Origin of the sequence: Stenotrophomonas sp. Ste96 (assembly GCF_024519495.1) — a bacterium.
Taxonomy (GTDB): domain Bacteria; phylum Pseudomonadota; class Gammaproteobacteria; order Xanthomonadales; family Xanthomonadaceae; genus Stenotrophomonas; species Stenotrophomonas bentonitica_A.
This window is the reverse complement of record NZ_JALJRX010000002.1, coordinates 502376-517082: the sequence shown is the minus strand read 5'-3', so window position 1 is coordinate 517082 and position 14707 is coordinate 502376. Positions and strand designations below refer to the sequence as shown.

Sequence of the window (14707 nt, the reverse complement as noted above, 5' to 3'; positions counted from 1 at the left end):
GGCCTCGGTGCAGCGCGTGACCGACATCATGGCCGAGATTTCCGCGGCCTCGCAGGAACAGTCGGCCGGCATCGAGCAGGTCAACCAGACCGTCGTGCAGATGGATGAGACCACCCAGCAGAACGCCGCGCTGGTGGAAGAAGCCACTGCCGCCGCCCGTGCCATGGAAGAACAGGCCGGTCACCTGACCGACGCTGTCGCACTGTTCAAGCTGGACAGCCACGGGCACACGGCACCGGCCACCGTGGTCCATGCACCGGCCGCGCCACGAGCCGTCGCAGCGGCCAAGCCGCGCAGCGTCGTTGCCGCACCGCGCCGGGTCAGCCCCCGCGAACCGGCCCTGGCCAACGACACCGAGTGGCAGGAGTTCTGATCGCGCCTGCCACGTGATCACGCGCCCTTCGACACCCCGCTCCGGCGGGGTGTCGTCGTTTCGGCAGGGCCATCGCGCACCGCCGCGCTGCAATTGCCCCTACATAAATGTGAACTACTGCCGATAAACGGACAGAGCCCCGGCATCTACGCCTGCCGGCACCCGCCCAACCCAGCAGATTCCATGTCCGAAGGCAGCCTCGACGCACACGACCGCCCCCATGGCATCCACGACGATGCCACGGATGACAGGTACCTGGTCCGCAACCCCCGCCAGATCCGGCAGTTGCTGCAGGCGCTGATCGACCAGCGTTCGTTGATCAACGCCCATCTCGGCGGCCGTGACCAGTCCTTCCCCACGGCCGTCCTGGAACTGGACGAAGACGACGACTGGCTGCTGCTCGACGGCAGCCCGTCCGAGCCCTCCAACCGCGCCGCCGAGGACGCTGGCCACCTGCTCTGCTTCGCCCAGCTGGACCGGGTGATGGTCCGCTTCCGCCTGGACGGGCTGGAGCGCGTGCGCAACGAAGGCCATGTCGCCTTCCGCGTGCCGTTCCCGCAGGAACTGGTGCACCTGCAGCGCCGTGAACTGTACCGGCTGGAAACGCCGATCACCGATTCCCCGCACCTGCAGTTCCCGGTCAACGAAGACCGCAGCGAAGCGCTCCAGCTGCGCGTGGTCGACATCAGCGGCGGTGGCCTGGCCGTCACGGTGCCGGTGGACTGCAACGTGTTCTCCCTGCAGAAACGCTACGCCGCCCGGCTCGACCTCCCCGACGGCAGCCCGCTGCACGTCTCGCTGATCGTCTGCAACCAGTTGGCGCTCAAACTGCCCAACGGGGCGGAGATGAAGCGCATCGGCATGCGCTTCGACGACCTCCCGCGCGGCGGCGACAGCGCGATCCAGCGCTACATCTTCCGTATCGACCGGCAGCGGAGTGCGCGGAAGAACGGGGAGAGTTGATCGCTGCTTCAACGGCATGGCGTCGCCGCATCCCTGCGGCTCATGGTCCCGACTGAAGGCAGGGTTTGGGTGGGTGGGAGCTAAAGTCGCCCCCGGGCAGGCCGATATCCAGCGTGACCCCCGGTTTTTCGACCGCCACGCCCGACCCAGGACCCCTCGATGAACGACAAGAACAGCAACGCCGCCAGCGACGGCGGCGAGTACCTCAGCTTCACCCTCGGCGCCGAGCACTACGGCGTGGACATCCTCAAAGTCCAGGAAATCCGCGGCTACGACTCCGTCACCCGCGTGCCCGATGCCCCGGATTACATCAAAGGCGTCATCAACCTGCGCGGCACCATCGTCCCCGTCATCGACCTGCGCCTCAAACTGCGCCTGGAAAATGCCACCTACGATGCCTTCACCGTGATGATCGTCCTCAACGTCGAAGACCGCGTCGTCGGCATCGTCGTGGACAGCGTCTCCGACGTCATCCCGCTCGCCGCCGACCAGATCCGCCCGACCCCCGAATTCGGCGCCGCCGTCGATACCCGCTTCATCTCCGGCATCGGCACCCAGGACGACCGCATGCTGATCCTGCTGGATATCGAAACCCTGCTCGACAGCGCCGACATGGGCCAGGCAGCGGTCATCGACGACGTCGCCGCCTGAGACATCCGTCACAGAAAAACGGCAGTCACGCCGCTGCCGCCGTCTGCAACGGCCACCGTCGAAAAAATTGCTTCAGTTCCCCCCTGACCGGCCGATAGCTGGTTTCAGAACCCGGCTGCACTGGATCGCCCATGGCCGGGCCACCTTGCCCATATCCCCGGAGAATTTTCCCGATGAAGTCCCTGCTTGCCCTGTTCTCGGTCGCCGTGATCGCCTCTTCCGCCTCCACTGCATTCGCCCAGTCCGGTGAAATGATTCCGCCGGAACTGGCACCGCGCTCGGTCGGCAAGGACGGCATGGTCTGCGGCAAGGTCGAAAAAGCCCGCTACGCCGAAGGCTCCGAAGGCCAGCCGACCTTCCTGTACATGGGCGGCGCGTTCCCGCGCCACACCTTCTCGGCCCGCATCGCCGGCGCCAACCGCGACAAGTTCAGCTTCCCGCTGGAATCGCTGGAAGGCAAGACCGTCTGCGTGATCGGCAAGATCGCCCGCGATGCCTCGCGTGCTGAAATCGAAGTCAGCTCGCCGGCCGGCCTGAAGCTGGCCAACATCAAGTAACTGCCCGTTCGCCCTGCCACGCCGGCCCTGGCCGGCGTGGTCGCTGCAACCGGCCCCGACGGCCGGACGCGTTTGCCACTGGAGACCGCACCTGCCATGCCGTGGATCAACAACCTCAAACTGATGCCCAAGTTGATGCTGACTTTCGGCGTCCTCCTGCTGGTGATGCTGCTGCAGGGCATCGTGGCCTATCGTGGCCTGCACTCACTCAACAACGTCACCACCGAACTGGCCGGCCCCCGGATGGACAGCATCCGCACCGCCGGTGAGCTGCGTGGCATGGTCGGCGAGTACCGCAACTCCGCCTACCAGGGCCTCATCCGCGCCAGCGATGACGTCAAGGCCGAAGCCAAGGCCCGCGCCGCGGAGCTTCGCACCCAGATCGACGCCTCGATCAAGAAATACCCCGCGCTGATCGACAATCCCCAGCAGAAGAAGCTGTTTGACACCTTCGCCAAGGATTGGACCGATTCGCTGGCGTCCTACGACGCCGTTACCGAAATGCTCGAGCTGGACCTGCCCGACGATGCCGTGGACACCTTCGTCGGCGAAACCCGCGCCAAGCATCGCAAGGCCTCGGCGGCGCTCGAAGCGCTGATTGCTGAAGACAACCGTCTCGCACGCGCCTCCCGCGAGGAAGCCGAATCCACCTACGCCGCCTCGGCCACGCTGACCGTCATCACCCTGCTGGGCGGCGCCGCCCTGGGCCTGGTGCTGGTGTATCTGTTTGCCCGTTCGCTGGTGGGCAGCATGCGCGGCGCCGTCTCGGTCGCCAACGATGTCGCCAGCGGCAAGCTGGACGGCCATATCGACGTCAGCCGCAAGGATGAAGTCGGCGATCTGCTGCAGGCCATGCAGCGCATGCAGCGCGATCTGCGCGAGCGCACCGAAACCGACCAGGCCATCGCCCGCGAGAACCTGCGCATCCGCACCGCGCTGGATTACAGCTCCACCGGCGTCTACCTGACCGATGCCCACCACACCATCGTCTACAGCAACCGCGCCCTGCAGCAGACCCTGAGCCAGTACGAAGCCGACATCCGCAAGGACCTGCCGGACTTCGACGCCGCCGCTTCGCTGATCGGCAAGTCGGCCGCGACGCTGGAACATGGCAGCGAGATCGATCCCCGCACGCTGGCACAGCTGCAGCAGCACGGCGTCAGCCGCCGCCCGATGCAGTTCGGCCAGGCCCAGTTCGCCCAGGTGATCTCCTCCATCGCCAACGAGCAGGGCGAGACCGTCGGCCACGTCATCGAATGGCGCGACCGTACCCCTGAAGCCCTGGTGGAAGCCGAAGTTGCCCGCGTGATCGCCCAGGCAGCGGCCGGCGACCTCTCCGGCCGCATCGACAGCGACGGCAAGGAAGGCTTCTTCCTGCAACTGGCCCAGCAGCTCAACGGTCTGCTGGATGCCAACTCGGCCAGTATCGAACAGGTCTCCAACCTGCTCGCCTCGCTCTCGCAGGGCGACCTGACGGTGCGCATGCACGGCGACTTCCAGGGCGTGTTCGCCCGGATGCGCGACGACGCCAACGCCACTGCCGAACAGCTCAGCGGCATCGTCACCCGGATCAAGCACTCCAGCCAGCAGATCAACTCGGCCGCCAGCGAGATCGCCACCGGCAACAGCGACCTGTCGCGCCGCACCGAGCAGCAGGCCGCCAACCTGGAAGAAACCGCCGCATCGATGGAGGAGCTGACCTCCACCGTGCGCCAGAACGCCGAGCACGCCCGCCAGGCCAACCAGCTCGCCATCGGCGCACACAGCGTCGCCTCCCAGGGCGGTGATGTGGTCGGCCAGGTGGTGACCACCATGAGTGCGATCCAGACCTCGTCCAAGAAGATCGCCGAGATCATCTCGGTCATTGATGGCATCGCCTTCCAGACCAACATTCTGGCGCTGAATGCCGCGGTGGAAGCTGCGCGAGCCGGCGAGCAGGGGCGTGGTTTTGCGGTCGTCGCCTCGGAAGTGCGCACCCTGGCCCAGCGTTCGGCCGGCGCGGCCAAGGAGATCAAGGGCCTGATCGACGACTCCGTCGGCAAGGTCAACGATGGCTCGGCGCTGGTGCAGAAGGCCGGCGCCACCATGGGCGAAATCGTCGCCTCGGTGCAGCGCGTGACCGACATCATGGCCGAGATTTCCGCGGCCTCGCAGGAACAGTCGGCCGGCATCGAGCAGGTCAACCAGACCGTCGTGCAGATGGATGAGACCACCCAGCAGAACGCCGCGCTGGTGGAAGAAGCCACCGCCGCTGCCCGTGCCATGGAAGAACAGGCCGGTCACCTGACCGATGCGGTGTCCATCTTCAAGCTCGACGAGCAGGAGATCGCCCCGGCGCCGGTCGTGGCCGCACCGCCGCGCGCCGTGCGTGCACCGCTGGCGCAGGCCGCGGTACGTCGCCCGGCCTCGCGCCCGGTGGCCACCGAACTGGCCGACGGCGACTGGCAGGAGTTCTAAGCCCCGCCACGCACCACGCGGAAAGGCCCCGATGCATGCGCATCGGGGCCTTTTTTCTGCGCGTTCCACTGCGGCGCTGCCCGCAACCTGAATACGCTCAGTCGAGCGGACTCAATCGTGGCGACCTGCGGCCGATAACAGCATTGCCGCGACATGTCTGTCGATCAAAGACCCCTGCCCATGAATCTACTCAGCCGCTGGAACCAGTCCTTCTCCAACCTGTCCGTCAGGCGCAAGCTCAACCTGCTGACCGCACTCATCGCCGTCGGCGTGATCGCGCTGGCGATCATTGCTGCCCGCATGCAGTACCTGGACCTTGCCGAAACCCGCAAGGAAGCGCTGAAGACCCAGGTTGAACTCAGCTACGGCATCCTGGCGCACTACACCCGACTGGCCAGTTCCGGTGAGCTGACCGAAGAGGCTGCCAAGGCAGCGGCGTTGCAGGCGCTGGACGTGATGCGTGCCGACAATGACAGCGCGTACTACAACGTGCTCGGCACCGACTACACCCTGTTGATGCACCCCTTCGCGCGTGACCGCGTGGGCAAGGTGCAGAAGGACTACACCTCCAAGGACGGCGTGCCGATCTATCTGCAGCAGGTGGACATGGCCAGGACCGGCGGCGGCTACACGTATTACAAGACCACCAAGCCCGGCAATGACGCCCTGATCGAGAAGGTCACCTACGCCGGCATGTACGCCCCGTGGCAGTGGGTCATCACCAGCGGCGTGTACATGGATGACGTGCAGTCCGACGCATTGGCCTTCACGGCCGTGATGACCGCCAGTGGCGGCGCCGTGGTGCTGATCGTGCTGGGGCTGAGCTGGCTGATCGGCAACCGCATCACCCTGCCCCTGCGCCAGGCCACCCACGTGGCCGAAAGCATCGCCCGCGGCAAGCTGGACAGCCGCATCGGCGAGCAGGCGCACGACGAGCCCGGCCGCCTGCTGGAAAGCATGGCGCGCATGCAGGAACAGCTGCATGCGGTGATCAGCGGCCAGCGCGAGATGGCCCGCCGCCACGATGCCGGCAGCACCGGCTACCGCATGGACGAAACCGCCTTCCCCGGTGAGTACGGCCTGATGGTGCATGAAACCAATACCCTGGTCGGCGCACACGTGCAGACCATGGATGCGGTGCTGGCGGTGGTGCAGCGCTACGCGCAGGGCGACCTCAGCGCGGACATCGCGCGCTACCCCGGCGAGAAGGCCGCCATCACCGCCACCGTGGATGCGGTCAAGCAGAACCTGGGCAACATCAACGGCGAGATCCAGCGCCTGGCCGCGGCGGCCGCCGCCGGCGATTTCAGCCAGCGTGGCGACACCGCCCGCTTCGATCACGATTTCCGCCGGATGATCGGCCACCTCAACGCGATGATGCAGGTCAGCGATGACAACCTGGGCAAGCTCTCCCAGCTGCTCTCGGCGATCGCCGAGGGTGATCTGACCGCACGCATGCACGGCGACTTCCAGGGCGTGTTCGCCACCATGCGCGACGATGCCAACGCCACCGTCGCGCAGCTGACCCAGATCGTCGGCCAGATCCAGGAGGCCGCCGGCAGCATCAACCTCGCCGCCGGCGAAATCGCCACCGGCAACAGCGATCTCTCGCGCCGTACCGAGCAGCAGGCTGCCAACCTGGAAGAGACCGCGGCCTCGATGGAGGAACTCACCTCCACCGTGCGCCAGAACGCCGAGCACGCGCGCCAAGCCAACCAGCTCGCGATCGGCGCCCACACCGTGGCCACCCAGGGCGGCCATGTCGTCGGCGAAGTGGTCACCACCATGGCCGCGATCCAGACCTCCTCGAAGAAGATCGCCGAGATCATCTCGGTCATCGACGGCATCGCCTTCCAGACCAACATCCTGGCGCTGAACGCCGCGGTGGAGGCGGCACGTGCCGGGGAACAGGGACGTGGTTTTGCCGTGGTCGCCTCCGAGGTGCGCACCCTGGCCCAGCGCTCGGCGGGTGCGGCCAAGGAAATCAAGGGCCTGATCGACGACTCGGTCGGCAAGGTCGCCGAAGGCTCGCAGCTGGTCAACCAGGCCGGCGCGACCATGGGCGAGATCGTTGCCTCGGTGCAGCGCGTGACCGACATCATGGCCGAGATCTCGGCGGCCTCGCAGGAGCAGTCCGCCGGCATCGACCAGGTCAACCAGACCGTGGTGCAGATGGACGAGACCACCCAGCAGAACGCCGCCCTGGTGGAAGAAGCCACGGCTGCCGCCCGCGCGATGGAAGAACAGGCCACCCAGCTGGCCGATGCCGTGGCCATCTTCCGCCTGGACAACCAGGTCGCGCAGGCCGTCAGCGCGGTCACCGCCCGCGCGGTTGCCGGGATGCCGCCGGTGCGTCCCGCCAGCCGCCCAACGCCGGCCGCCCCGCGTGCCGCCACGCCGATGCGTCCCGCGCGCAGCACGCCGGCCGATGACGGCAACTGGCAAGAGTTCTGAGTGCCCGCGGCGATCACCCGGTCGCCGCATCCCCTTCCCCTGCGAGTCCGCCCGTGTCCACGCCCCCCGCCAACGCCGCTTCACCGAACGCTCGCGAATTCGAGTTCGCCGACCGCGACTTCCGCCGCGTCTGCGAACTGATCTATCAGCGGGTCGGCATTTCGCTGGCGCCGGCCAAGCGCGACATGGTCTACGGCCGGTTGTCGCGCCGGCTGCGGGCGCTGGGCATGCGCAGTTTCAGCGAGTACCTGGATCAGCTTGAAGCCCACGGCGGCGACGAATGGCAGGCGTTCACCAATGCGCTCACCACCAACCTGACCGCCTTCTTCCGCGAGCCGCACCACTTCGAGAAGCTGGCCGAGGAACTGCGCCTGCGCGCCGGCCAGGGCACGCTGCAGCTGTGGTCGTGCGCGGCCTCCACCGGTGAGGAGCCCTACTCGATGGCGATCACCGCCTGCGAGACGTTCGGCACGCTCAAGCCGCCGGTGCGCATCCTGGCCACCGACGTGGACACCCAGGTGCTGGCCACCGCCAGCCGTGGCGTCTACGCGATCGACCGCGTTGCCGGGCTGGATCCTGCGATCCGCAAGCGCTACTTCCAGCGCGGCACCGGTCCCAACGAAGGTCACTGCCGGGTCAACCCCGCGCTGCGCGACCTGATCGACTACCGCCCGCTCAACCTGCTCGCCACCCGTTACGACGTTGGCGGCCCGTTCGATGCCCTGTTCTGCCGCAACGTGATGATCTACTTCGACAAACCCACCCAGCGCGGCATCCTCTCGCGGCTCATCCAGCACATGGGCGATGACGGCCTGCTCTATACCGGCCACTCGGAGAACTACCTGCACGCCGCCGACCTGATCCAGCCCTGTGGCCGCACGCTGTACAAACGCGCGCCGGGAGCGCCGGCATGAGTCTGCCGATCCGCAACGACGAGGTGATGCGGTACTTCGACAGCCGCTTCCAGGTCACCGCGGCCAAGCTGCTGCCGACCCAGTACCTGGCCGTGGACGACGCCACCGCGTTGACCACCACCCTGGGCTCCTGCGTGGCCGCCTGCCTGCGCGACCCGGTGCTCAAGATCGGCGGGATGAACCACTTCCTGCTGCCCGAGGGCAACGTCGGTGATGGCGCACCTGCACGCTACGGCAGCTATGCCATGGAACTGCTGATCAACGACCTGCTCAAGCGCGGCGCCCACCGCAAGCGCCTGGAGGCCAAAGTGTTCGGCGGTGCCAACGTGCTCAAGGGATTCACCAGCAATCCGGTCGGCACCCGCAACGCCGAGTTCGTCCGCCAGTACCTGCAGGCCGAGCACATCCCGATCATCGCCGAGGACCTGTGCGGCATCCACCCGCGCAAGGTGTGGTTCTTCGCCGATACCGGGCGCGTGGTGGTGCAGCGACTGCCGCACGCCCACGAAGCCGAAGTGGCCGCGACCGAATCGGCCGTGCGCGCCCGCCTGTCCAAAGCCCCCGTCACCGGTGGCGTGGAGCTGTTCGAATGAGCCACGGTGTGCCCTGCAAGGTCCTGATCGTCGACGACTCGGCGGTCGTGCGCCAGATGCTCAGCGAGATCCTCGCCAGCGATCCCGGTATCGAGGTGGTCGGCACCGCGGCCGATCCGCTGCTGGCGCGCGAGAAGATCAAGCGCCTGGCGCCGGATGTGATCACGCTGGACGTGGAAATGCCGCGCATGGACGGGCTGGCCTTCCTGGAAAACCTGATGCGCCTGCACCCCCTGCCGGTGGTGATGATTTCCTCGCTGACCGAGCGCGGTGCCGACACCACCCTGCAGGCACTGGCGCTGGGCGCGGTGGACTTCGTCTCCAAGCCCAAGCTCGACGTCGCCCGCGGCCTGCAGGGCTACGCCGAGGAGATCATCGCCAAGGTCAAGATGGCCGCGCGCTCGCGCGTGCGGCCCCTGTCGCGGCCGAACCCGCCACGCATCACGCTCGATGCGGTTGCGCCCGTGGCCGTGCCCCGCTCCATCCAGTTCCGCACCACCGACCGCCTGATCGCCATTGGTGCCTCGGCCGGGGGTACCGAAGCCCTGCGCGTGGTGCTGGAGGGCCTGCCGGCAGACGCCCCGGCGGTGGTGATGACCCAGCACCTGCCGGCGCAGTTCAGCACGCCCTTCGCCGAGCGCCTGGACCGCCATTCGGCGATGTCGGTGCGCGAGGCCACTGACGGTGAAGCGGTGCTGCCCGGCCACGCCTACCTGCCCCCTGGCGGCAAGCACCTGCGCGTGATCCGCGACGGTGCCCGCTGGCGCTGCCGGATCGACGATGGCCCCCCGATCAACCGCCACAAGCCGGCGGTCGATGTGCTGTTCCGCTCGGTGGCCGAAAGTGCCGGGGCCAACGCCATCGGCGCCATCCTGACCGGCATGGGCGACGACGGCGCCCGCGGCCTGCTGGACCTGCGCAACGCCGGCGCCCCGACCCTGGTGCAGGACGAGGCCACCAGCGTGGTCTGGGGCATGCCGGGCAGCGCGGTGAGGATCGGCGCGGCCGAGGAAATGGTGCCGCTGGAGCGGATCGCCGAGCGCTTGATGGCGTTGGCGCGCAGCTGACCGCGGCGGACCGCCCGCTGGCCCTATGCCCAGTACAACCGCATCGGGTTGTCCACCAGCAGCTTGCGCTGCAGCTCGGCGGTCAACGCGATCCGCGGAATGACATCCACCAGCGTGCCGTCATCGGGCATATGCGATTTCAGGTTCGGGTGCGGCCAGTCCGTGCCCCACAGCACGCGATCGGGGAAGCGCTCCACCAGATGCCGGGCGAACGGCACCACGTCGTCGTAGGTCGGCGGGCCGCTCCGTGACAGACGCTCCGGGCAGCTCACCTTGCTCCACACATTCGGGTGCTCGGCCATCAGCCGCACGAACTGCTGGAACGCCGGGCCATCCACGGGTTGGGTGACGTCCGGGCGGCCCATATGGTCCACCACCACGGTGGTCGGCAGCGAGGTGAAGAAATCCCAGCGCTCGGCCAGGTCGGCCGCCTCGAAGTAGACGACCACGTGCCAGCCCAGCGGCGCGATGCGCTCGATGATCGCGCGGTAGTAGGCATCCGGCTTGGGGTCGACCAGCCGCTTGACGAAGTTGAAGCGGACCCCGCGCACGCCAGCTTCGTGCAGCGCTTGCAGCTCTGCATCGGTCACACTATCGCGCACGGTCGCTACGCCACGGGCGCGGCCTTCCGCGCTGCGCAGGGCGTCGACCAGGGCGCTGTTGTCGGCGCCGTGGCAGGTGGCCTGTACGATCACGTTGCGCTCGAAACCCAGCCGGTCGCGCAGCGCGAACAGCTGGTCCTTGCCTGCATCGCACGGGGTGTACTTGCGCTCGGGGGCATACGGAAACCTGTCGCCCGGGCCGAACACGTGGCAATGCGCATCCACCGCCCCGGGCGGCGGCACGAAACCGGGCACGCTCGGGTCCGGGCAGAAATCCAGCCAGTCAGCGTCTTTCACGAACCTCGTCATTTCACAGACCCCTTGCCTTCAGCTGTGCATCCAGGCGCGGATAGACGCGCCGCGCGTTGCCTTCGCAAACCTTGTAACGGTCGCCTTCGGACAGGCCCAGCGCGTTCACGTAGCGCAGCGTGTCGTCGAAGAACTGCCCGGTCTCCGGGTCAATGCCCCGCACCGCGCCCACCATTTCCGAGCCGAACAGGATGTTGTCGATGTCGATGACCTTGAACAGCAGATCGATGCCCGGCTGATGATAGACGCAGGTATCGAAGAACACGTTCTTCATGACGTGCGCGTTCAGCGGCGGCTTGCCCAGCATGTCGGCCAGCCCGCGGAAGCGCCCCCAGTGGTAGGGCACCGCGCCGCCGCCATGCGGGATGATGAAGCGCAGGTCGGGGAAGTCACGGAACAGGTCGCCCTGCAGGAACTGCATGAACGCCGTGGTATCGGCATTGAGGTAGTGCGCGCCGGTGGCATGGAAATTGGCGTTGCAGCTGCCCGAGACGTGCACCATCGCCGGCACGTCCAGTTCCACCATTTTCTCGAAGAACGGATACCAGGCGCGGTCGGTCAGCGGCAGGCCGGTCCAGTGTCCGCCGGACGGGTCGGGGTTGAGGTTGCAGCCGACGAAGCCGAGTTCGTTGACGCAGCGCTCCAGCTCGGCAATGGAGTGGGCGATCGGTACGCCAGGCGACTGCGGCAGCTGGCACACGCCGATGAAGGTTTCCGGATAGAGCGCCACCACGCGGGCGATCAGGTCGTTGCAGCGGCGGGTCCACTCGGCGCTGACCCGTTCATCGCCGATGTGGTGGGCCATCGTGCTGGCGCGGGGGGAAAAGATGGTCATGTCCGCACCGCGCTCGCGCAGCAGGCGCAGCTGGTTGCTCTCCACGCTCTGGCGCAGTTCCGCATCGCTGATGTCCGGATAGACCGGCACAGGCAGCGAAGGATCGTTGTAGTGCGCGATCTGCTGTTTACGAAAGGCGTCGTGGCTGGCGGGGGCGGTCGTGTAGTGACCGTGGCAGTCGATGATCATGCAAGGGCCTCGTGGGGGAGGAATCACCAGCCGAACAGCTGGGCGAAGTGGATGTCCACGCGCAGCCCGACGATCAGCGCATCGGGGATGTCGGTGGTGCGGGTCGGCGCGTAGATGGGGTCGGGGTTGATGACGTACTGCAGGTTGGGCATCACGCGGATCCCCTTGTGCACGGCCCAGCCGTAGCTGAGTTCGGCGATGATTTCGTCCGCGTGTGGCGCGCCGCTACCGCCATTTCGGGTGCGCCGGTCGCGCAGGAAGTCGATCTGTTCATCGCTGAAATGGGTGTTGGAGACGAACATCGCCAGCGTGTCCTGCTCGCGGCCGGCGAACGTACCGGTCTTGACGAAGCCGGCCGAGAAGAAGGTATCGATCGGCGCTTCGTTGCCCGTGTTCACGTATGCCCGTGCGAACAGTGCGAGGTTGCGCTTGCCTTCGCCACGCCAGACGGTCTGGTCGGCCATCGCATACCCGCCCGCCCGCGCACCGTCCTGCACGGCGGTCGGTCTGCCGGTCAGCGCCGCGGAGTTGCCGTCGGCGTCGTAGTAGGAGCTCTTGCCCCCATCGCTGTTGCGGTACATGCCCAGCCGGTAGGTCCGTGGCAGGCGGTCATTGGCGAAGCTGGTCTGGTAACCCACTTCATAGGCGGTGATGGTGCCGGTGCCCTCGCCCACCGAAAAGTCCAGGCCGTTCTTGCCAGCCTTGTTCAACTCGTTGTTGTAGTCGAACGCGCCGGCCTGCGCATACCAGCGCTCGTTCACGTCGTAGCGCACGATCCCGGCCCAGGACGCGTTCGGGTAGGCGGTGATGCCCAGGTCGGTGATCGCCCCATACGGGGTCAGGCACATCGCGTTGCTCATGAACACGCAGTTGAGCGCGGAGCTGTTGAAGTAGCTGTTCACCGGGGCGCGCCCGGCGATGATGCTCAGGCCGTTGTCGAAGCGGTGGCGCAGGGTCAGGCGGGTCAGGCGCCCGCCGGCCACCGGCCGCCAGGTCTGCTGGGCACTGATCGAATTGCCGATCTTCTCGCGTGCCAGGTTGCGACCGGCGAACCAGGCCCACTGCGCGTCGACCTCGGTGTTGTGGATACCCCACAGCGTGTCCAGATCCAGCTTGGACTGGGCCATCACCCAGTACGAGCCTTCGGTGCCCTGCTCGACACCGCCGACCGGATTGGAGGCGACGTTGCCGACCAGGTCCAGCGTGAGATCGACGCCATCAGGCAGACCGCCCTGGGTTGCAGAGGACGCGGCGAACGCCGGCGCCGCCAGGCTGGCAGCCACCAGCAGGGAAAGGGTGTTGCGGGAGAAACGGGACACAAGCGCCTCCTGTGCGCGGCCGGAGCCGCGCAACGGATGGATGTCGGGAGGCCGCGGCAGCGCCGCGGCGGGAGGATCAGACCGTGGCGGCGGTCAGCACGCGGCGGCGCAGGCGGCGGGTGCCGATCTGCTCGGCCAGCACCTTCTCATCCAGCTTGCCTTCCCACTTGGCGATGACCAGCACCGCGATCGCATTGCCGATCAGGTTCACGAAGGTCAGCCCCTCGGCCAGGATCCGGTGGATGCCCAGGATCAACGCGATGCTCGCCACCGGAATGGTGCCGGTCGTGCCCAGCGTCGCCGCCAGCACCACGAATGCCGCACCGGCCACGCCGGCCGCGCCTTTGGAGGTCAGCAGCAGCACCGCGATCAGGCCCAGCTGGTGCCACACGGTCAGTTCGGTGTTGGTCGCCTGGGCCAGGAACAGCGCCACGGTGGTCAGGTACAGGCAGGTGCCATCCAGGTTGAACGAGTAACCGGCGGGGATCACGAAACCGACCACGCCTTCCTCGCAGCCCAGCTTCTTCATCTTCTCGATCAGGCGCGGCAGCACCGTTTCGGTGGAGGTGGTCGCCGCGACGATCACGATCTCATCGCGCAGATAGCCCAGCAGCCGCCACAGGCTGGCGCCGGTCCACCAGCACACGCTGCCCAGCACCAGCACGGTGAACAGCCCGCAGACCACGAAGAACTCGATGATCAGCTCGCCCAGCGACAGCAGCGAACCCGCGCCGAACTGGCCGACGGTGAAGGCGATCGCACCAAACGCACCGATCGGGGCGAAGTACATGATGTAGCCGATGATCTTGAACAGCGCGCCCGAGGTCGACTCGATCACCTTCATCACCGGCGCGCCGCGCTCGCCGATCGAGGCCAGCGCCACGCCGAATAGCACCGCCACGAACAGCACCTGCAGCACATGCGCTTCGGTGAAGGCGCTGACCAGCGTATTGGGGATGATCGCCATGATGTAGGACACGATCGACTGGTCGTGCGCACTGTGCACGTAGCCCTGGATGCTGGCCATGTCGATCGTGGCCGGGTCGATGTTCATGCCGGCGCCGGGCTTCCAGACATCGACCACGACCAGGCCCACGATCAGCGCCAGGATAGTGATGACTTCGAAGTAGATCAGCGACTTCAAGGCCAGGCGGCCCACGCTGCGCATGTCGCGCATGCCGGCGATGCCATGCACCACCGTGACGAAGATGATCGGACCGATCATCATCCGGATCAGCTTGATGAAGGCGTCGCCGAAGGGTTTCATCGCCGAGCCGATGTCTGGCTGCAGCCACCCCAACAACACACCGATCAGCGTACCGGCCAGCACCTGGAACCAGAGCTGGCCAACAATGCCGAAGCGGCTCGGCCGCTTCTCTACAACGGTCATATCAACCCTCCCAGGTCACAAGAATAAGGACGTC

General features: G+C 67.0%; 12 protein-coding genes and 1 pseudogene. 9 read left to right on the top strand and 4 right to left on the bottom strand.

The annotated features are described in order from the left end of the window. From OC373_RS09095 to OC373_RS09050, 9 genes and pseudogenes are all read left to right on the top strand, one after another. A pseudogene (locus tag OC373_RS09095) lies at window positions 1-373 on the top strand (methyl-accepting chemotaxis protein); the annotation flags it as partial. Between the two features lie 183 nt (window positions 374-556). Then, on the top strand, window positions 557-1336 hold the full coding sequence (locus OC373_RS09090) for a flagellar brake protein (protein ID WP_261997533.1): 780 nt from the start codon (window positions 557-559) through the stop codon (window positions 1334-1336). 159 nt (window positions 1337-1495) lie between these two features. Then, complete coding sequence (locus OC373_RS09085) at window positions 1496-1987, top strand: chemotaxis protein CheW (RefSeq protein WP_019182921.1); 492 nt, start codon at window positions 1496-1498, stop codon at window positions 1985-1987. 173 nt (window positions 1988-2160) lie between these two features. Further along, window positions 2161-2544, top strand: coding sequence for a hypothetical protein (locus tag OC373_RS09080; protein ID WP_019182922.1), 384 nt, complete (start codon window positions 2161-2163; stop codon window positions 2542-2544). A 96-nt stretch (window positions 2545-2640) separates the two neighbouring features. Further along, the gene (locus OC373_RS09075; protein WP_261997532.1) at window positions 2641-5001 is read left to right on the top strand and encodes a methyl-accepting chemotaxis protein; all 2361 of its coding nucleotides are present in this window, start codon (window positions 2641-2643) and stop codon (window positions 4999-5001) included. Between the two features lie 180 nt (window positions 5002-5181). Beyond that, window positions 5182-7455 (top strand): methyl-accepting chemotaxis protein, encoded by a 2274-nt coding sequence (locus OC373_RS09065; protein ID WP_046273424.1) that lies wholly within the window; start codon window positions 5182-5184, stop codon window positions 7453-7455. A 53-nt stretch (window positions 7456-7508) separates the two neighbouring features. Further along, the gene (locus OC373_RS09060; protein WP_019182925.1) at window positions 7509-8369 is read left to right on the top strand and encodes a CheR family methyltransferase; all 861 of its coding nucleotides are present in this window, start codon (window positions 7509-7511) and stop codon (window positions 8367-8369) included. Then, entirely contained in the window at window positions 8366-8962 is a 597-nt protein-coding gene (gene cheD, locus OC373_RS09055; protein ID WP_019182926.1) for a chemoreceptor glutamine deamidase CheD, read from the top strand. Before OC373_RS09060 ends, cheD begins: the two co-directional genes overlap by 4 nt. Next, window positions 8959-10029 (top strand): chemotaxis response regulator protein-glutamate methylesterase, encoded by a 1071-nt coding sequence (locus OC373_RS09050; protein ID WP_070427310.1) that lies wholly within the window; start codon window positions 8959-8961, stop codon window positions 10027-10029. The genes cheD and OC373_RS09050 overlap by 4 nt, the downstream gene beginning before the upstream one ends. Window positions 10030-10052: 23 nt before the next feature. On the opposite strand, the gene OC373_RS09045 is transcribed toward OC373_RS09050, so the two are convergent. The 4 genes from OC373_RS09045 to dctA form a co-directional block, all read right to left on the bottom strand. Next, window positions 10053-10928, bottom strand: coding sequence for an amidohydrolase family protein (locus OC373_RS09045; RefSeq protein WP_261997531.1), 876 nt, complete (start codon window positions 10926-10928; stop codon window positions 10053-10055). A gap of 13 nt (window positions 10929-10941) precedes the next feature. Next, entirely contained in the window at window positions 10942-11964 is a 1023-nt protein-coding gene (locus OC373_RS09040) for an amidohydrolase family protein (RefSeq protein ID WP_261997530.1), read from the bottom strand. 23 nt (window positions 11965-11987) lie between these two features. Next, complete coding sequence (locus OC373_RS09035; protein ID WP_261997529.1) at window positions 11988-13283, bottom strand: carbohydrate porin; 1296 nt, start codon at window positions 13281-13283, stop codon at window positions 11988-11990. 76 nt (window positions 13284-13359) lie between these two features. Continuing rightward, entirely contained in the window at window positions 13360-14673 is a 1314-nt protein-coding gene (gene dctA / locus OC373_RS09030) for a C4-dicarboxylate transporter DctA (RefSeq protein ID WP_046273429.1), read from the bottom strand. Window positions 14674-14707 lie beyond the last annotated feature (34 nt).